The sequence below is a fragment of the Desulfovibrio desulfuricans DSM 642 genome, assembly GCF_000420465.1.
GTDB lineage: Bacteria > Desulfobacterota > Desulfovibrionia > Desulfovibrionales > Desulfovibrionaceae > Desulfovibrio > Desulfovibrio desulfuricans.
The window spans coordinates 448,933-467,748 of sequence record NZ_ATUZ01000011.1 but is presented as its reverse complement, the minus strand read 5'-3'; the positions used below and the strand labels follow the sequence as shown (position 1 = coordinate 467,748).

At 60.6% G+C, this 18,816-nt stretch carries 16 protein-coding genes; 6 read left to right on the top strand and 10 right to left on the bottom strand.

Annotated elements, in window-relative coordinates; translation table 11 throughout:
* Window positions 1–12 precede the first annotated feature (12 nt).
* The 3 genes from secD to G449_RS0103770 form a co-directional block, all read right to left on the bottom strand.
* Window positions 13–1,593: a protein translocase subunit SecD gene (gene secD / locus G449_RS0103780; RefSeq protein WP_022657979.1), complete on the bottom strand. Its 1,581-nt coding sequence runs from the start codon at window positions 1,591–1,593 to the stop codon at window positions 13–15.
* Window positions 1,594–1,819: 226 nt separating this feature from the next.
* The gene (gene yajC / locus G449_RS0103775) at window positions 1,820–2,146 is read right to left on the bottom strand and encodes a preprotein translocase subunit YajC (protein WP_034604845.1); all 327 of its coding nucleotides are present in this window, start codon (window positions 2,144–2,146) and stop codon (window positions 1,820–1,822) included.
* A gap of 129 nt (window positions 2,147–2,275) precedes the next feature.
* Window positions 2,276–3,061, bottom strand: coding sequence for an alpha/beta hydrolase (locus tag G449_RS0103770; protein WP_022657977.1), 786 nt, complete (start codon window positions 3,059–3,061; stop codon window positions 2,276–2,278).
* A gap of 121 nt (window positions 3,062–3,182) precedes the next feature.
* Between G449_RS0103770 and G449_RS0103765 the strand changes: the two genes are divergently transcribed.
* On the top strand, window positions 3,183–4,502 hold the full coding sequence (locus G449_RS0103765) for an amidohydrolase family protein (protein WP_022657976.1): 1,320 nt from the start codon (window positions 3,183–3,185) through the stop codon (window positions 4,500–4,502).
* Window positions 4,503–4,583: 81 nt separating this feature from the next.
* On the opposite strand, the gene G449_RS0103760 is transcribed toward G449_RS0103765, so the two are convergent.
* The 3 genes from G449_RS0103760 to G449_RS0103750 all read right to left on the bottom strand — a co-directional run bounded on the left by G449_RS0103760 (window position 4,584) and on the right by G449_RS0103750 (window position 8,940).
* Window positions 4,584–6,554 (bottom strand): YjhG/YagF family D-xylonate dehydratase, encoded by a 1,971-nt coding sequence (locus G449_RS0103760; RefSeq protein ID WP_022657975.1) that lies wholly within the window; start codon window positions 6,552–6,554, stop codon window positions 4,584–4,586.
* Between the two features lie 151 nt (window positions 6,555–6,705).
* Window positions 6,706–7,584, bottom strand: coding sequence for a dihydrodipicolinate synthase family protein (locus G449_RS15860; RefSeq protein WP_022657974.1), 879 nt, complete (start codon window positions 7,582–7,584; stop codon window positions 6,706–6,708).
* Window positions 7,585–7,605: 21 nt separating this feature from the next.
* On the bottom strand, window positions 7,606–8,940 hold the full coding sequence (locus tag G449_RS0103750) for a GntT/GntP/DsdX family permease (protein WP_022657973.1): 1,335 nt from the start codon (window positions 8,938–8,940) through the stop codon (window positions 7,606–7,608).
* Window positions 8,941–9,088: 148 nt separating this feature from the next.
* Between G449_RS0103750 and G449_RS0103745 the strand changes: the two genes are divergently transcribed.
* Window positions 9,089–9,862 carry an IclR family transcriptional regulator gene (locus G449_RS0103745; RefSeq protein WP_159060424.1) on the top strand — a complete coding sequence of 258 codons (774 nt, stop codon included), beginning with the start codon at window positions 9,089–9,091 and terminating at the stop codon, window positions 9,860–9,862.
* Window positions 9,863–10,065: 203 nt separating this feature from the next.
* Here G449_RS0103745 and G449_RS0103740 read toward each other — a convergent pair whose 3' ends face one another.
* From G449_RS0103740 to G449_RS0103725, 4 genes are all read right to left on the bottom strand, one after another.
* Window positions 10,066–10,404 (bottom strand): Hpt domain-containing protein, encoded by a 339-nt coding sequence (locus G449_RS0103740; protein WP_022657971.1) that lies wholly within the window; start codon window positions 10,402–10,404, stop codon window positions 10,066–10,068.
* Window positions 10,405–10,707: 303 nt separating this feature from the next.
* Complete coding sequence (locus G449_RS0103735; RefSeq protein ID WP_051135379.1) at window positions 10,708–11,952, bottom strand: amidohydrolase family protein; 1,245 nt, start codon at window positions 11,950–11,952, stop codon at window positions 10,708–10,710.
* 13 nt (window positions 11,953–11,965) lie between these two features.
* Complete coding sequence (locus G449_RS0103730; protein WP_022657969.1) at window positions 11,966–12,832, bottom strand: YitT family protein; 867 nt, start codon at window positions 12,830–12,832, stop codon at window positions 11,966–11,968.
* Window positions 12,833–12,841: 9 nt separating this feature from the next.
* A complete protein-coding gene (locus G449_RS0103725; protein ID WP_022657968.1) occupies window positions 12,842–13,639 on the bottom strand; it encodes a sulfite exporter TauE/SafE family protein in 798 nt (265 codons plus the stop codon).
* A 301-nt stretch (window positions 13,640–13,940) separates the two neighbouring features.
* On the opposite strand from G449_RS0103725, the gene G449_RS0103715 reads away from it, so the two are divergent.
* Genes G449_RS0103715 through amrB form a run of 4 tightly spaced genes read left to right on the top strand, consistent with a single transcriptional unit; the run spans window position 13,941 to window position 18,564 of the window.
* Window positions 13,941–14,897: an aspartate carbamoyltransferase catalytic subunit gene (locus tag G449_RS0103715; protein WP_022657966.1), complete on the top strand. Its 957-nt coding sequence runs from the start codon at window positions 13,941–13,943 to the stop codon at window positions 14,895–14,897.
* Window positions 14,894–16,153 carry a dihydroorotase gene (locus tag G449_RS0103710; protein WP_022657965.1) on the top strand — a complete coding sequence of 420 codons (1,260 nt, stop codon included), beginning with the start codon at window positions 14,894–14,896 and terminating at the stop codon, window positions 16,151–16,153. The genes G449_RS0103715 and G449_RS0103710 overlap by 4 nt, the downstream gene beginning before the upstream one ends.
* A gap of 30 nt (window positions 16,154–16,183) precedes the next feature.
* Window positions 16,184–17,644: an NAD-dependent succinate-semialdehyde dehydrogenase gene (locus G449_RS0103705; protein WP_022657964.1), complete on the top strand. Its 1,461-nt coding sequence runs from the start codon at window positions 16,184–16,186 to the stop codon at window positions 17,642–17,644.
* 20 nt (window positions 17,645–17,664) lie between these two features.
* Window positions 17,665–18,564, top strand: coding sequence for an AmmeMemoRadiSam system protein B (gene amrB, locus G449_RS0103700; protein ID WP_022657963.1), 900 nt, complete (start codon window positions 17,665–17,667; stop codon window positions 18,562–18,564).
* The last annotated feature ends 252 nt before the right edge of the window (window positions 18,565–18,816 follow it).

The window sequence follows — 18,816 nt, the reverse complement described above, 5'->3', positions numbered from 1 at the left end:
CCTCCCGGCGCGCTATATGCTGATGCCCTTGGGGCCGCAGTGCCGCGCCCACTCCTCAAAAATGGCCCGCGATACAAAGATGGCCGTAAACATGGAGGCGATGATGCCCAGAGAGAGCGTCACCGCGAACCCCCTGATGGGGCCGGTGCCGAACTGGTACAGAATCACGGTAGCGATGATTGTTGTCAGGTTCGAGTCGGTAATGGAAATGGCAGCGCGGTCAAAGCCCGCGCGCACTGCGGCAAGCGGCGTGAGGCCCAGCCTTATTTCCTCGCGTATGCGCTCGTAAATGAGCACGTTGGCGTCAACCGCCATACCGATGGTCAACACAATACCGGCAATGCCCGGCAGGGTCAGGGTAGCGCCAAAAGCAGCCATACCCGCCATGACAATAAGCATGGTGAAGCAGAGCATAACGTCGGCAATAAGGCCGCTCATGCCGTAATAGACCGCCATGAACACAACAACACACACCGCGCCGACCATCGCCGCGCGAACACCGCTGTCGATGGATTCCTGACCCAGCGAGGGGCCGACTGTGCGTTCTTCAAGCACAGAAACAGGGGCGGGCAGCGAACCTGCGCGCAGCACAATGGCAAGATCCTGAGCTTCGGCAGTGGAGAAGCTGCCAGAAATACTGGCTCTGCCCCCACCGATGCGCTCGCGGATGGAAGGCGCGGAATACACCTTGCCGTCAAGCACAATGGCCATGCGGCGGCCCACATTTTCTCCGGTGACGCGTTCAAATATGCGCGCGCCGCGGGCATTGAAATTCAGGGTAACATATGCCTGGTTCACATTGTCAAAGGCGGGCCGGGCGTCCGACACATCTTCGCCCGTGAGCATGGCGTCTTTTTCAACAGCGATGAGGGTTTCCTTCTGCTGTTGGCCGGGATTCTTTTCCAGCATGGGCAGCGCGATCACGCCGGGGGGCAGCACGGCCTTGCCGGGGTCAACATCCTCGCGCACCAGATGGAACTCAAGGTGAGCTGTCTGCCCGATAACCTGCACAGCGCGGCGCGGGTCAGAAATACCCGGCAACTGCACCTGAATACGATTGTCGGACTGTTTGCGGATATCGGGTTCGGCCACGCCGAACTGGTCAATACGGTTGCGGATGGTTCGCAGGGCCTGATCAAGCGAAAGGTCTTCAAGACGCTTGACTTCCGCCGGGGTGAAGTGAGCTACGTAGCGCAACTGCCCAGCTTCTCCAGCCTGGGGTTCGCCCACGCTCAACTGCGGAAACTGGCGGGCCAGCAGATCACGAAACTTGGGTTCATTTTCCGCGCGCGGCAGCACAAATTCAAGAGCGGTGCCACCCACCACGCGGGGGCGCAGCACAACAATCTTTTCATCCTCGGCCACGCGGCGCAAATCCTGCCCGGTCAGGGCCAGTGAATTGCTCACGGCCTTGGCAACGTCAACGCCAAGCGTCAGATGGATGCCGCCCTTGAGGTCAAGGCCGAGATTGATTTTGCTCGACGGCAGAACGCGCTCAAGAGCTGTTCCCAGATAGGGAACGCTGGGGAGCGCGTAAACAAGGGACAACACAAAAACCATGATGGCTATGGACAAGCGCCAGAGCAGACCCATCGTTCACCTTCCACACAACAGATTAAGCTTTGCCGCAACCGCGCGGCTATCCCCATGAGGGACAGCCGCAGGGCTACCGACAAAGCCGGAAACTCCGAAGACCCGAAAATCCGGGCACGTCAAGAGGCAAAAGCCCTTGAGCCGATCCGGCGAGCGCCAGTCCAGCTCATGGGCCATGCACTTTGCCCGCCTGGCAGAGGCAGACACAAGCCGCCAAAGCGACCTGCTACTTTTCTTCCTTGGTGTCCTTGCCGCCCTTGACAGGCACAACGCCGCCGATGGAGCCGCGCGAAACGCGCAGCTTGGCTTCGCCGCTCTCAAGAAGCACCTGTTCATCGTCGATCTCAAGAATACGGCCAAGCAGACCGCTTGAGGTCATAACGTGGTCGCCGCGCTTGAGTTCAGCCAGCATCTGCTTGTGAACCTTGGCCCGCTTCTGCTGGGGACGGATGAGCAGGAACCAGAAAATGACAAACATGACGATGAGGGGCAGAAACTGCATCAGCATTTCCTGTCCGCTGGCGGGAGCCGCCCCGGCCTGGGGAGTGCCCATGGCATAAGCTAAGGATTCAAACAAAACGCACCTCCATAGGGTGTGGGTATAGCATTAAAAAAGTACCGCCCGAATCGGCAAGGGCAAAACGTTGCCCTCGCCCGGTTTTCGGGCAATGCCAGCGAATTTCTATATACGCTGCGGCGCAATCTTGCAAGCCTTTCCCGCCGCCACTTCGCTGGCAAAGGCCACGGCAATGGAGGCCACGCGCTCGCGGCTTTCCACGTGCGTTGTTGGCAAATGACCGCCGTGGGGGCTTGTTACCCGCAAAAGATGCAGCCTCACATCAGCCGCGCCGCACTGTTCAACCAAAAAACTGGAATTGAAAGGCGGGCATACGCCATCACTATATAGCTGCACGGCGCACAGCGGCACAGATATCCCGCCAAGAGCCGCCCGCACCCTTTTTTGCGCCAGCGCCAATTGCTGCAAGTGGCGGTACGAACACAGGGTTTCGTGTCCCTGCCAGGGGGCAGCGGCCCTGCTCGCCGCAGACCGTGGCGGCACCCGCCGCACAGGCTGCAAGCGGCTCCACAGGGGCAGCAGGGGCATGCGCCAGTCGGCAAGAAAAAGGGGATGCAAGCGCCACAGGAAAAGCGGCGTTGCCAGCAGAAGCAGGCCCGCCGGGGCCGGAAACCGCCCCCCGGCGGCCTCTGCGGCAATGTCCAGCGCCAAAAGCCCGCCCAGCGAGTAGCCTGCCAGCAGTGCGGGGCCGCTCGAGCACTGGTCAAGGTAGGCTCGTCGAGCGCAGTCAAGCCACTGCGCGTAAGAGCTTGCCAGATATTCCGCCTCCGAGGCGGCATGCCCCGGCAGCACCGGGCACACGGCAACATGGCCCGCAGCTTCAAGGGCATCTGCCACAGGCCGAACCTCAAAGGGGCTCCCCGCGAGGCCGTGCAAGATCACACAACGCATGCTGTTCACGCCATTTCACCCGGTACGGCAAGAACTCTTGCCAAGCGCGAGCCAGGGCGCTACACCTGAAATCTCGCGTCATTAATGGAAATATCACGCCAACCTGTCTGCGGAGAAAAGCATGCGCCACTGCGACACATTGCTCCATGCCGCCTGCATCGTCACTCAGGACGAGCAGCGCCGCGTTATAGAAAAGGCCTCTCTGGCAATCGACAAGGGCCTGATTGCCGCAGTCGGCCCCACCGCCGAAATTACCCAGAACTGGCAGTCCGGCAATACCCTGCACCTCGAAAACATGCTCGTTCTGCCGGGCCTCGTCAACGCCCACACCCATGCGGCCATGACCTTTCTGCGAGGCCTTGCCGACGACATGCCGCTCATGGACTGGCTGAACCAGAGTATTTTTCCCGTGGAGCAAAAGCTGACGCCGGAAATGGTGCGCCTCGGCAGCCTGCTTGGCTATGCGGAAATGCTGCGCACGGGCACCACCGCCTGCGTGGACATGTATCTTTTTGAAGAGTCGGTCTTTGAGGCCGCTGAAACAGCAGGCCTGCGCTGTCTGGGCGGCGAGGCGGTTTTTGCCTTTCCCTCAGCGGCTTTTCCTGGGCCGGAGGCTGCGCTTGACGCCACCCGCGCACTGGCGGAAAAATATCGCAATCACGACCGCCTGCGGGTGGCCGTGAACCCGCACAGCGTCTACACCACCACGCCGGAAATTTTGACCGCCTGCCGCGACCTCGCGCAGGAGCTTGCCCTCCCCCTGCACATTCATCTGGCGGAAACCCCTTCAGAAACGCAGATATGCCTGTCTGCCCAAGGCAAAAGGCCAACGGAATACTGCCGCGGCCTCGGCCTGCTCGAAGTGCCCTGCACCCTTGCCCATGTGGTGGATGTGACCTCGGCGGAGCTTGACCTGCTGGCCCGGCAAAAGGCCGTTGTGGCCCACAATCCATCGTCCAACATGAAGCTGGCCTCTGGCGCCGCCCCGGTGACGGCCATGCTGGCGCGCGGCATGCACGTGGGCCTTGGCACGGATGGCGCTGCCAGCAATAACAGGCTGAACATGTTTTCAGAGATGGGCCGCGCCGCCCTGCTGCACAAGCTCACAGGGCTTGATCCCACCCTGCTGCCTGCGGCGCAGGTGCTGGATATGGCGACCCTCGGCGGCGCAGCGGCCATGCACGATGAACGCCTTGGCTCGCTGGCCCCCGGCAAGGCAGCCGACTGCGTGGCCCTTGACCTCAGCGAACCGAACCTGCAACCCATGTATAATGCAGTGTCGCACCTTGTGTACGCGGCCACGGGTATGGAAACCCGCATGACCATGGTGGGCGGCGAGGTGCTGTATCTGGACGGGCGCTTTACCCGCTTCGACTACCCCGCCCTGTGCGAGGAAATGCGCAACGTGCGCCGCTTTGTGCTTGAGGCGTCCGGCGCGTAACTGTTTGTTATTTGTCTATGTCAAAGGGCCGCCCCGAATCACGGAGCGGCCCTTTTCATTATCAAGGCTCTATGCCCAGAGCTACATGCCCAGGGCTTTTTTGCCAGCCTCAAGCACAGTAACAATCTTGTCCACGTCATACACGCTGCCGCCCCAGGTGCCGCCGCTTACGGCCTGCAAGGCCGCCCACAGGCGGGTATCGTCTGGCAGGGCGGGCGCGGGCTTGAGGCCGGGGTGCGTTTCGCGCCCGGCAAGAACCTTGGCCCCTTCTTCAGGCGTGAGGGGATGCTGCGGGTCAGTGCCGATAAAGTTGACGCGGCCTTCCAGCTTGTTGCAGTCCACGACCATTTCCACAATATCACCGTCGCGCAGTTTGGAAACAGGGCCGCCCACCAGTGCTTCCGGCCCGATATGACCCACGCACGCACCGGTGGAAACGCCGGAGAAGCGCGCGTCCGTCAGCAGGCACACATACTTGCCATACGACAGGTGCTTGAGCGCCGAGGTGAGCTGATAGGTTTCTTCCATACCGGTGCCGCAGGGGCCGCCGCCGATAACCACCAGCATGTCGCCCTTTTCGATTTTTCCGGCCTTGATGGCCTTGATGGCGTCAGGCTCGGCGGTGAAGACCTTGATGGCCGCCGTGTGGCGGTAAACGCCGTCAGCATCGATGACCGTGGGGTCAATGGCCGTGGACTTGATGACCGAACCCTCGGGCGCAATGTTGCCTACGGGGAAGGTAATGGTGGAGGTCAGGCCGCGTTCCCTGGCGCGGGCGGGCGACATGATCACATTGTCCGGCTCCACGTTGTCCAGTTCCTTGAGCATGCGGCGGAAATGGGCGCGGCGTTCGCTCTTTTCCCACCATTCAAGGTTTTCGCCCACGGTATGACCGGTAACAGTGAGGGCGTCCAGATGCAGCAGGCCGAGGTCGCGCAGGTGCAGCATGACTTCCGGCACGCCGCCAGCCATAAAGGCGCGGACAGTGGGATGATACACGGGGCCGTTGGGCAGCACGCTGACCAGACGGGGGGCCATGCTGTTCACACGCGCCCAGTCTTCCACCGTGGGGCGGTGGCAACCGCCCGCATGGGCAATGGCGGGCAGATGCAGCAGCAGGTTGGTGGAACCGCCAAAGGCCGCATGCACCATCATGGCGTTTTCAATGGCCTTGTCGGTGATGATATCCTTGATGGTGATGCCTTTTTTCAGCAGGCCCATCACGGCCTTGGCCGACTGACGGCCCACTTCCACCCACACAGGTTCGCCAGAGGGGGCAAGGGCCGTATGCGGCAGGGCCAGACCAAGGCCTTCGGCCACAACCTGCGAGGTTCCGGCAGTGCCAAGGAACTGGCAGCCGCCACCAGCGGAACCGCAGGCGCGGCAGCCAAGGCGGGCAGCATCCTCAAGGCTCAGTTCGTTGTTGGAATAGCGCGCGCCGATGGTCTGCACCTTGCCGAGGTCTTCGCCGTCGGTGGGGGGCAGGGTCGAGCCGCCAAGCACCATCACGCAGGGCAGGTCGCGCATTGAGGCAAGAGCCATCATGGTTGCGGGCAGCCCCTTGTCGCAGCTGGCAACGCCGATAACGGCCCCAACTGTGGGCAGGGAACGGATCTGCCTGCGGAAGACCATGGCCGCATCGTTGCGGAACGGCAGGGAGTCGTACATGCCTGTTGTGCCCTGGGTGCGTCCGTCGCAGGGGTCGGTCACATACGAGGCAAAAGGTACGCCCTTCTGCTGTTTGATCTCCTTGCTGGCGGCGGAAATCTGCAAGCCCAGTTCCCAGTGGCCCACGTGCAGGCCCAGGGCGTCGGGGGTGCCGTCATCGTTGCGCTTGCCGCCAAGGGTGCTGATGATCAACACGTTGGGACCCAGAATATCTTCGGGCTTCCAGCCCATACCCGCATCCAGCGTCATGCCGAAAATATCGCCGCAGGGCAGTTCGCGCAGCATGTCGCCAGTGAGCGGCAGCGATCCCTTGGGGCCGGAAGCATGGGTCTTTACATTATACACATCATTCTGCGGATTGGCGTAAATATCTGCAATGGACATAGCATACTCTCTTTGTTGAGAAGTTGCCGGTTTCAGCGGGCGGACAGAGGGCGGCCGCCCTTTGCATCCTTACAAGGCCCCTGAAACCGAGACGGCGTCAGCGTAACCAACGCCGATTGCTCCATCTGGGGCATTTCACGCGTGAAATGCCCTAAAAACCGCGCATGAATTCCCGCACGGCAAACATCTGGGCAGAGGTTGCCTCCTGATAGGGGGACGCAACCGTGGCAGAAGCAAAAATGCCCGCATCCACAAGCAGGCCCTTCATGGCCGCCATAAATGGCGAGGAGAATCCGTACACGCCCACAATGCGGTTGAACAACTGCTGATACTTCATGGTGCCGTCAAAATCACGGGCCTTCATGGCATCGCGCCAGGCCACGCACAGGTCGGGGCGCACGTTGGACACAGCCGCAATGCAGCCATCGCCGCCAGCCAGAACGTTTGACGCAAAGTTATGGTCAAAGCCGCTCAGCACTTCAAAGGAGGGGATGTTGCCCTTGACGGTCTGGATAAGCTCCACCGTGTGGGCCATGTCGGGGATGGTGTCCTTGATGCCCACAATATTGGGATAGCGGCGGGCGAGTTCAAGCACCACGCTGGGCGAAATGGTGTATCCGGTGCGGTCGGGATAGTTGTAGATGTACACCTTGCCGCGCACCTGCTCCGCCACCGAGCCGAAGTAGTTCATCACATCCGCATCGGTGAGGGCAAAGTACCACGGTCCCACCACCATCACGCCGTCCGCGCCCTGCTCAAAGGCAAAGTTGGACATGGCAACGCATTCTTCAACCCGCATGTCGCCAGTGCCGATCAGCACCTGCATGCGGCGGTCGATGTGCTTGATGGCCGCAGAAATCAGGCTCTTGCGTTCTTCAACAGAAAGATGCGGAAACTCACCGGAACTGCCAAATATGGCCACACCGTCGATACCGGCATTGATAAGAAAGTCGTAGTGCTTGAGGCACGACTGCACGTCGATTTCTGTTTTGCTTTTCAGCGCGGTAAGTGTGGGCGTTATATATTTCATCATACTCTCCGTGTAGCTCAGTTAGATGACAAACGATGCCAGGTAGCAGAATATCGCCGTAATTACCGACACAATGCAGCCAGACAAGGTGAAGGACAGGTACATGTCTTTGACCGACATGTTCAAAAATTCGCGGAAAAACCAGAAGCCGGAGTCCGTAACGTGCGACCAGCCGATGGCCCCAGCGCCGATGGAAATGCACATGAGCGCAGGGTCAACAGGGTGCACGGCCAGCACCGGGCTGATAAAGCCCGCAGCCGTCATCATGGCGACGGTGGCGCTGCCCAGCGCAAAACGCATGATGGAAGCAATCAGCCAGGCCATGATGACCGGGTGCATGTTGAGCGTGACCAGCACATCCTTGAGCACGTTTCCCATGCCGGAATCCATGATGACCTTGTTGAAGCTGCCCGCAGCGCCAATGACCAGCAAAATGGAAACCATGGGCAGGAGGGATTTGTCGCAGAAGCCGCTCAACTCAACAGAGCTAAAGCCCCGCTTCACGCCAAGGAATATCAGGGAAGCCACGGCGGAAATGAACAGGGCGATCACAGGATGGCCCAAAAATTCCACCAGAGGCATGTAGGCCGCATCCTTGCTGGAGGAAAATTCCACCACGGTCTTGCCGATCATGAGGATCAGCGGCAGCAGTGTCAGCAGCAGGGTTCCGCCAAAGTTGGGCAGGTCGCGGCCATCCTTGCTGATAACGGTGGTAACGGCCCCTTCAGGCAGCGGTACAATGATGTTCTTGCTGATGTACTTGGCAAAAATGGGGCCGCCGATGATGGCGCCGGGCACTACCAGAACGAGGCCGTAAAGGATCACCTTGCCCACATCGGCATTCAGTTCCTTGGCAATGGCCATGGCTGCGGGATGCGGCGGCACAACGCAGTGCACAACCAGCAGGCCAGTGTAGAGCGAAAGCGCCACCAGCAGGATGGAAAGCTTGGATTCCTTGGAAATGGAGAAGGCCAGGGGCATCAACAGCACCATGCCAACCTGGGCAAACACCGGGATGCCGCAAATGTAGCCGATGATGAGCATGGCCCAGTAGGCCTTGGTCTGACCAAAAACGCCAATAAGCGATTTGGCGAGCCGCTGCGCGCCGCCCGAAACTTCGAGCATCTTGCCCATGAACGCACCCAGCGCGAGGATGGGGGCCAGAAAGCCCAGGGTATTGCCCATACCCTTTTCAATGGACGAGCCAATGGCCCCCAGAGGCATGCCGCTGGCAATCCCCAAAAAGGCGCAGGCAGCCATAAGCGCCAAAAATGCATGAACCCTGTAACGCACGCACAGCACCACGATGCCGACGATTGTCACGCCAAGAATAATCAGAGCACCCGTTGTTCCCATTTGATCACCCTCTTTTCAGGATTGCATCCCGTTGTTTGCATATACGAACTTAATACGTAAATACAAACTATACGGACAAACAATCTGCGTCAAGCATCCCCCTGACCTTTTCTTGAAAAAAATTGTTTTTCCGTGCAAAACAATGGGCATGCAAGACCAACAAAAACCGACCGTCCACATGCCGACCCAGCGGGTCATTTCACTCCTTGAAGCTCTGGCTGATACAGAACACGGACTCACGCTTACCCAGCTTGCCCAGTACATCGGCAGCAGCAAGGGCACTATTTCGCCCATTCTTGAGACCCTGCAACAGCATGATTTTGTTCGCAGAGACAAACTCTCTGGCCGGTATGAACTGGGCCGGGGCCTGTACCTTTTTTCAGAGGGTTTCCGCACGCAGGACCCACTCATGGCGCAGGCGCAGGCCTGCATGCGGCAGGTGGTGGACGCCTGCGCCGAAATCTGCCAGCTGGGCATCCTCTCCCATACCGAAGTGCTCTACATAGCCAAGGTGGATTCGCGCGAGCCTATCCAGATCATTTCCCGCGTGGGGTCGCGCATGCCCGCCCGCAAAACGGCTCTGGGCAAGGCGCTGCTCAGCCAGTGCAAAAGGGAGGAAGTGGTCGCCCTTTTTGCCGGGGAGCTCTGCACCGAGCCTTTTGACATGGACGCCTTTCTGGAAGAGCTGCAAAAGGTACGTCAGGGGGCCATTGCAAGAGATATTGGCGAAATCAACCCGCAGCTGCATTGCTATGCCGTGCCCGTTACCTTTGCCGGGCGCGTGGACTGCGCCATGAGCGTCTCCCTGCCCGCCTTTCGCGACACTCCGGAGAAACACCAGCAGGTTGAAAGCGAACTTCGCAACGCTGTGGCAAAACTTGAGCAGTTCATGAACGAAACGCACGAATGCTTCTGCCCCTAAGGCTTTGGGCAGGCTGCATTAAAATATTTTGCGGGGATGAGGTCTTTTTGCATAAGGGCATTCAGCCAACCCCGCTCTTATTACTTCAAAATATTGCAGGGATCACCGGCCAGAAACAGGCCCGCGCATGCCTGCCGCCCATAAAAAAAGCCCCTCCGCCGGACATTCCAGCGGAGGGGCTCAACTTTTTCAGCAAAACCGACCTACTGCGTCATAAAGGCGTGCATGGTCACAAGCGTGTCCATGTGAGCGGCAGAAAAATGGTTCATGGCGCGGTCGGTATCCGCCCCGGCCTTGACGGCCATTTCAAGCTCAAGCGCAGCGGCGGCCAGCGCCTTGGCCCCCAGGTTGGCGGCTGCTCCCTTGGTGCTGTGCACAAGGTTGCGGGCTTCTTCCATGTTGCCGCTCTTCAGGGCCTGGGCCACCTTTGACGGGGTGTCGCGCTCCGTTTCAATAAACTTGGCAAGCAGCTTGACGTACATATCGCGCTTGTTGAGCACCCTGGCAATGGCTTCCTTCCAATCCAAAACTTCCTCGGTCATGTTGTCCTTCTTGGCGCAGGTTAAGAAAAAGCGGCAAGCCGCTTGCAGTAATAACGCGGTCGGCATCCCCAAACCCGGATAAGCCGCAAATACCCCCTGGCGGCGCACCCGGCAGGCTGGCGATACATGCCGTAACGGCGTCAGTCTGCTGGGCGAATACTGCCAGCAACAAATTACCCTGACAAGGACTTTATGCGCCAAACACAAAGACAGGTAATCGAGAACAATTTCAAGGTATTTGCAGCTGCCTTCAGAGGCCTGAAAGCTGTTCGCGATTAACGGACGCTGCTGGTTCTTGGATGGCTAATAGGTCAGGGTTTCTGGCAATACGCAAAAATCCGCAGGCCCGCCCTTTTCCAGCCGCCCTGCCCCGCAGCCCAGCAGATTCAGAGCGGCAGCGCCGTTAACCGTCAGCATGCGCACCAGGGCTTCCGGCGGTACGTCCATGGTTTCGCGCAGCCACACCGCCTCCTTGCGCACGTCCAGATCGCGGTTGGAGGTCAGCCCGTCCGTGCCAAGGCACAACAGCGCGCCGCTTTCCATGAACTCGCGCACGGGCGGCACCCCAACACCAAGATTGCGGTTCGAGCGCGGGCACAGGCACAGGGCCGCGCCACTGGCTGCCAGCACTTCCACTTCCTGCGCGTCAAGCTGCACGCCGTGCACGGCCAGAGTACCGGGGCCGAGCAGGCCCAGCTTCACCGCATAGGCCAGCGGGCGCAAACCTGGCGCAGACCAGTCTGGCGGCAGCACAACCCCGGCGTACAGGTCGCGCAAAGGCCCGCTGCCCGATGTGAGCAGCTGGGTTTCTTCGGGCGATTCCGCAAGGTGGAAGGAAAAAACGCGCCCCATGTGGGAGCAGTCCTGCCGCGCGGCGCTGAGGATTTCCGGCCCGGTGGAATACAGGGCATGCCCGCCGGGAGCGCAACGGGCCATGAGGAAGGGATCATCAGCCAGAGCCTGACGGCAGCGCGGCGGCCACGGGCGTTCACCATCGGCAAAAGGCGCGCCAAAGCCAAACCATTCGCAAAAATGACTTGCGGTCAGCCCCGCCTCATTGCAGGCCGCATCGGCCAGAAGCGTGCCGCCGGGCAGGGAGCCGGTTATATTACCCACATACAGCGTACCGTACAGGGCCAGCGCGGCGCAGGCGCTTTCCACGGCATCCGCCTGCGGGGCAGCTCCAAGAAGGGGGATGAGGCTTTGCAGCCAGGCGGTGAAGCCGCGTCCCCATCGGGTTTTCTCCGCCAGATGCGAAAGTTCCAGATGCGTGTGCGCGTTGACGCAGGCAGGGGCAAGGCAGACCGGGCCCACATCGCGCACCAGCGTACCTGCGGGCAGTTTGGCCTGCGACCACGGCAGGACATCCTCCACCAGCCCGTCGCGCACCAGCAGCACGCCGTTGTCGATCTTTTTCAACGGGGCAAAGAGGCGGGCGGCCCGTGCCGGGCCTTCGCCGCCAAGTGTCAGAATGCTTTTGGCCCTGATGGCCAGCAAGGCCTCCGACGGCTCGTCAGATTCAGGAGATTCCGTGGTTTCCGGGTTCATGGGGCCTCCGCCGTCAATGGCTTCTGCGGGCAAACTGCCCACCGGACACATAGAACGTGTTTTCCACAATGAACAGGGCGCGCGGATCAATGCTGAACACCAGATTCTCCAGCCGCTTGAGCGCCACATTGTTGGTGACGGTGAGCAGAATTTCGCGATCCGAGCCGGAGTAGGCCCCCTTGCCGCGCACAAGCGTAGCTCCAAAGCGCTCTGTCACCAGAATGGCCTCGCTGATTTCTTCACCGTGGTCAGAAATGATCATCACGAGCTTGCGCCGGTTGAACAGGCCCAGCACATATTCCAGCGTACTGGCCGAAATGAACATCATCAGCATGGAAGCAACAATAAGGTCCAGCGCCATGTGCGAGGCCGCCGTAAGAAACAGCAGGGAGTTGAACAGAAAATTGAATTGCCCGATGGGCACGCTCCAACGTTCCTTGAGCAGCACGGCAACCACATCCGTACCGCCGCTGCTGCCAAGGGTGCGCAGCATGATGCCGCAGGCTGCACCGTGCAGCACCCCGCCCACCACGGTGGCGTACACTTCGTTGGTAATGGGGATTTCAAAGGTGATGAAAAAACTGAACAATGTGGTGCAAAGGGTACCGTAGGCCGTGTAGAGCAAAAATCGTTTGCCCACGCAAAACCAACCCAAAGCATACACAGGAACGCACAGCAGGGAATACCAGACCAACGGCGTGAGCGTGCCTGTCCAGTAATTGACCAGCAGGCCCACGCCCATGACTCCCCCGGAAAGAAAGCCATGGGGCGCGGCCACGCTCTGAATGCATATGGCCATAAGAACCGACCCCAGCGTAAGCCAGAGCAGGTTCCAGACCACCGATTCGGCCAGAGCCTTGTTGTACGACTGAAGCTTCATGGGTCTACGTTACACCAGGCCCCAGATCATCTTCAAGGCCACAAGGATCAAAAAACAGGCAAAACCTTTCTTGAGCTTGGCCGCAGGCAAGGCATGCGAAAGCTTTGCGCCAAGCGGGGCGGTCATAAAGCTGGCTGTGGCAATACCCAGCAGCGCCCACAGGTTCACAAAGCCAAGCGACATGGCGGGCAGATCAGGCCTGCCCCAGCCGCCCACAATAAAGCCCAGCGTACCCGCCACGGCAATGGGAAAGCCAATGGCGGCGGAGGTGCCCACAGCATGATGTAGCGGCACGTTGCAAAAGGTCATGAACGGCACGGAAAGCGTACCGCCGCCGATACCCACAAAGCTGGACACAAGGCCGATGACGCCGCCCACGCCGGCGGTTCCCACCTTGCCGGGCAGATCCCGGCTGGCCGGGGGCCGGTAGTTGGAGAGCATCTGCACCGACACAAAGAGGATAAAGCAGATAAAAAATATCTTCAGGAACATGGTGGGCATATGGGTGGCGATAAGGCCGCCGAAAAACGTACCCACAAGAATGCCGGGGGTAATGGCCTTGAAGATATCCCAGTGCACGGCGCCACGGGCGTTATGCGCCCGCGCGCTGGAGATGGAGGTGATCATGATGCTGGCAAGCGACGTACCGAGCGCCATCTGTTGCACATACTGGGCGGGAACTCCCACGGTGGGGAAAATGGCAACCATCAGGGGCACCAGAACAATACCGCCGCCAACACCCAGAAGCCCGGCCAGAACACCGGCCACAGCCCCGCACAAGACGTAGGCCACAAGAGACACAAGCATGTGGTTCTCCTCGCTGAAGATACTTACAGCCGCGCCGCAAAACGTCTGCATCGGTGCGCGGTACGCCCTACAACTAGACAATGCCCCTGCAAGCGTCAACCGACTTTTTGCTTTACAAAGCGCCCAAGCGCGCCTACATTTGCTACTTATGAAGACCAACGCCCGTTTGCGCAATTTCCTATGGCAGGGCAAGCACAGCGCCCCCGGCCTCCCTGATTTTTTTCGCATTTGCAGGCGTTTTTCGTATTCCCCCGTTGTATAGCAACGGGGATTTTTTTTGACCTTTTTACCACGCAACGTCATGAATACCGACAATCGCTACCACTGGCCCCACAAAGACCTGCTGGACGTCACCCAACTGAGCGCGGAAGACACCATGCACCTGCTGGACCTGGCCGCCAGCTTTCAGGAAATCAACAGCCGTCCGGTCAAGAAGGTGCCAACCCTCAAGGGCAAGACCGTTGTGCTGTTTTTCGTGGAAAACAGCACCCGCACCAAGACGTCCTTTGACGTGGCGGGCAAACGCCTTTCCGCCGACACCTATTCCCTTGCAAAATCAGGCTCAAGCCTGAACAAGGGCGAAAGCCTGAAGGATACGGGCCTCACCCTTCAGGCCATGGGGCCGGATGTCATTGTCATCCGCCACCCCAGCAGCGGCGCGGCGCGCTTTCTTGCGGAGCTGCTGCCCTGCGGCATCGTTAACGGCGGCGATGGCTGGCATGCCCACCCCACCCAAGCCCTGCTTGACTGCTACAGCCTGCGGCAGGCGTGGCAAAACCGCTTTGCCGGGCGCACCCTGCTGATTCTGGGCGATATTGCCCACAGCCGCGTAGCCCGCTCGAACATGCACCTGCTCACCATGCTGGGCGTCAAGGTGCGCCTGTGCGCCCCGCGCACCCTGCTGCCCGCCGGAGTGGATCACTGGCCCGTGGAAATCTATACGGAGCTGGACAAAGCCGTGCGCGATGTGGACGCCGTCATGTGTCTGCGCCTGCAACTTGAGCGCCAGCAGGCGGGCCTCTTGCCCGACCTTGCGGAGTATTCCCGCCGTTTCTGCCTTGGCTCCAGCCAGCTGGCCCTTGCCGCGCCCGAAGCCAAGGTTTTGCATCCCGGCCCCATGAACCGTGGGCTTGAAATTTCCAATGACATAGCAGACGCCCCCGCGAGCCTGGTGCTGAATCAGGTGGCCGCAGGCGTCGCCACGCGCATGGCTGTGCTCTATCTGCTGGCCACGCGCAACGATGGAGTACGCGCATGAGCCTCTTGATAAAGAACGCACGCCACCTTGAAGCCCCGGTAGACCTGCTGGTACGGCACGGCAAAATTGTCACCATGACCCCGGCAGGCCACCATACCTACGACAGCCGCGAAGTTTTTGACGCCCACGGCCTTGTGCTCATGCCAAGTTGCATCGACGCCCACGTGCACCTGCGCGAGCCGGGCTTTGAATACAAGGAAGACATCGCCTCCGGCCTTGAGGCTGCGGCGCGGGGCGGTTTTGGCGCGGTGATGTGCATGGCCAACACCAAGCCCGTCAACGACACGGCCAGCATTACGCGCGCCATGCTCGACAGCGCCCGCAAAAGCCACCCCAACGGCCCGCGCCTCCACCCCATTGCCGCCGCCACCGTTGGCCTCAAGGGCGAGGAAATGGCCCCCCTCGCGGAACTCAAGGAAGCTGGCTGCGTGGCTGTTTCCAACGATGGCCGCCCGCTGGAAAACGCGGAGCTTGTACGGCGCATCATGGAATACGGCGCAGACCTTGATCTGGTGCTCATAGACCACTGCGAAGACCCGCATCTGGCTAAGGGCTGGCGCATGCACGAAGGCGTGACCAGCGGCCTGCTGGGCGTCAAGGGGCAACCCGCCGCTGGCGAGGCCAATCAGGCCATGCGCGACATCATGCTGGCCGAATACCTCGGCGTGCCCGTGCATATCGCCCATGTTTCCGCAGCGCTGACTGTTGACTGCATCGCCTGGGGCAAGGCGCGCGGCGTCAAGGTGACTGCCGAAACCTGCCCCCACTACCTGTTGCTGGATGAAACCGCCCTTGAGGGCTACAATACGCAGGCCAAGGTCAGCCCGCCCCTGCGCACCGCCGCAGACCGCGAGGCCTTGCGCCGCGCCGTGAAAAACGGCACCATCGACATACTCGCCACAGACCACGCCCCCCACGCCGCCCACGAAAAAGAAGGCACACTGGACGATGCCATGTGCGGCTTTACCGGGCTTGATCTGGCTGTCAGCCTCACCTGGGGGCTGGTGGCCGAAGGCGTGCTGACAGAGGCCGATGTGCACCGGCTGTGGAGCCGCCGCCCGGCAGAAATTTTCAACCTGCCCTGCAACGGCTTTACCCCCGGCGATCCAGCAGATTTCTTCCTGCTTGACCCGGACGAAACATGGGTTCCCGGGCCGGAAAACCTCTATTCCAAAAGCTGCAACACGCCATTTCTGGGTCAGACCCTGCGCGGCAGGGTCAAACACCACTGGCTAGACGGCATGCAGCTGTTCTGATGCCCTGCGGGGCTCATGACAGGGGGTTTTATGTACCGTATTCTGCACGATCAGGAGCTGTTCCGCAGCCAGTGCCTCATCAACGGGCACTGGCGCGATGCGGCCGACAAAAGCGTTATTGAAGTCGTTAATCCCGCCAACGGCAAACAGTTGGGCACGGTGCCCAACTGCGGCGAGGCCGAAACCCGCGAGGCCATTGAGGCCGCGCAGGCTGCCTTTGCTGTCTGGAGCGCAAGAACGCCTCTGGAACGGGGCGCTCTGCTCCACGCCTGGGAACGCGCCATTGCCGAGAACATTGAAGATCTGGCCCGCCTGCTCACCCTTGAAGAAGGCAAGCCCTTGGCCGAGGCCAGAGCAGAGATCCTTCAGGGTGCATCGTACTTTCCCTGGTTTGCGGAAGAAGCCCGCCGCTTCAGCGGCGAGGTCACGCCCGTATACCGCCACGGGGTGCAGGCCCTCACCCGTCATGCCCCTGTGGGCGTGGCCGCGGCCATCACGCCGTGGAACTTCCCCATGTCCATGATCCCGCGCAAGGTGGCCCCTGCGCTGGCGGCGGGCTGCACCATGGTGGTCAAACCCGCCAGCGCCACGCCTTACAGCGCGCTGGCAATGGCGGAACTGGCCGTGCGGGTGGGCATCCCCGCCGGGGTTTTCAACGTTGTTACGGGCAGCGCGCGGCGCATTGGCAACGAGATCACCTCCAACCCGCTGGTGCGCAAACTCAGTTTTACCGGCTCTACGGCTGTTGGGCTGCAACTGGCAACCCAGTGCGGGCCTACGCTCAAGCGCATTTCCATGGAGCTTGGCGGCAACGCGCCCTTTATTGCGTTTGACGATGCGGACATGGACAAGGCCGTGACAATGGCCATGGCCTGCAAATTCCGCAATGCCGGGCAAACCTGCATCTGCGCCAACCGCTTTCTGGTCCAGAGCGGGGTGACGGAGAAGTTCATCACCAATCTGCTCGACCACATCAGCGCCCTGCGCGTGGGCGACGGCCTCAAGCCGGAGACCGACATGGGGCCGCTTATCAATGCCGATGCCGTGGCCCACACGGATGCTCTGGTCAAGGACGCCGTGGAAAAAGGCGCGCAACTGCTGTTTGGCGGCAAGCCGCACAGCCTTGGCGGCAATTTTTACGAGCCTACCCTGTTGTTGGGCCTGACCCCGCAGATGCGCATTTTCCGCGAGGAAATATTCGGCCCGGTGGCTGCCGTCATGACTTTTGACGATGAGGAAGAAGCCATTTCCCTTGCCAACGATACGGAATTCGGCCTGGCCTCATATATCTGCACGCGCGACATGCCGCGCGTCTGGCGGCTGTTCAACAGATTGCAGTACGGCATGGCTGGCTTCAACGATGCGGGCCTTGCTGCTGCCGAGACACCCTTTGGCGGCGTGAAATTTAGCGGCATTGGCCGGGAAGGCAGCCGCGAGGGCCTTCAGGAATACATGGAAACCCACTATGCCCTGCTGGGCGGGCTGAACTGACGCGCCCACGAGGAGTACTCATGCCCGAACGTGAACCTGTCGCAGCCGGGCGTTTTTATCCCGCTTCGCCCGGTGAGCTGCAAAAGGAAATCAGGTCATACCTCACGGCTGGAAAGGCCTTGTCGGCAACTGCTCCCATTGACGCAAAGCGCAAGGCCTCTGCAAGCCTGCGCGGCCTTATGCTTCCCCATGCTGGCTACGTATACTGCGGCAAGGTACTTGGGGCCGCGCTCATGAGCCCCTGGAACAAAACCACAGCCGGAGCCAGCCTGCCGGAGCGGCTTGTGATGCTCTGCCCCAACCACACGGGCAGAGGCGCGCCCCTTGGCGTGTGGCCGGATGGCGCGTGGCGTACCCCGCTGGGCAATGTTGACGTGGATGCGGAACTGGCCGCCAGCCTGTGCGGCAAGGGCGGTTTTGCGCCCGACCTGCACTCGCACCTTGACGAGCATTCCATAGAAGTCCTGCTGCCTTTTCTGCAATGCACGCCGCCGCAGGGCACACCCGGCGCGCCCCGCCGCATCACCCCTGTGTGCGTGGGCACCATGCAGCACAAAATCTTGCAGGATGCGGGGCTTGCGCTGGCGGAGGTCATACGCCAGTACGAAAGCAAGGGCGAACGGATCGGCGTCATCGTCAGCTCCGACATGAACCATTACGAAGATCAGGAAACCACCATGCGCAAGGACGCCTTCGCCCTTTCGCAGGCGCTGGCCTGCGACCCGGAAGGTCTGCTCACCATGGTGCAGCGTGAAAAAATCACCATGTGCGGGGCGGCCCCCATGGCCCTTGCCCTGTTTGCCGCCCGCGCCCTGGGCGAACCGTGGGCGGAACTGTGCCTGTACGACACATCTGCCACGGCATCGGGCGATACCCGCAAGGTGGTGGGATATGCCGCCCTGCGCTTTGGCCTTGCCTGAGGGTTCAGCATGACGCCCCGGCACAGATAATTCTTGCCCGTCAGGCACTGCTGCGCGGCAGTGGGGAACTAAACCCTGCTGCCGCGCAGTGTAGCGTGATCGTGCCTGTACATTTTTACCATATCTGACATATGCCGCATATCCGACAAAGGCGCGCCAGCACTTGAACTGCGCCGCTACACCTCGCCACGCTCCAATAAAGACAGGCAGCTGAATGCGCCGCATCTCTGGACAGGGGGTGGCAAGTTTGCC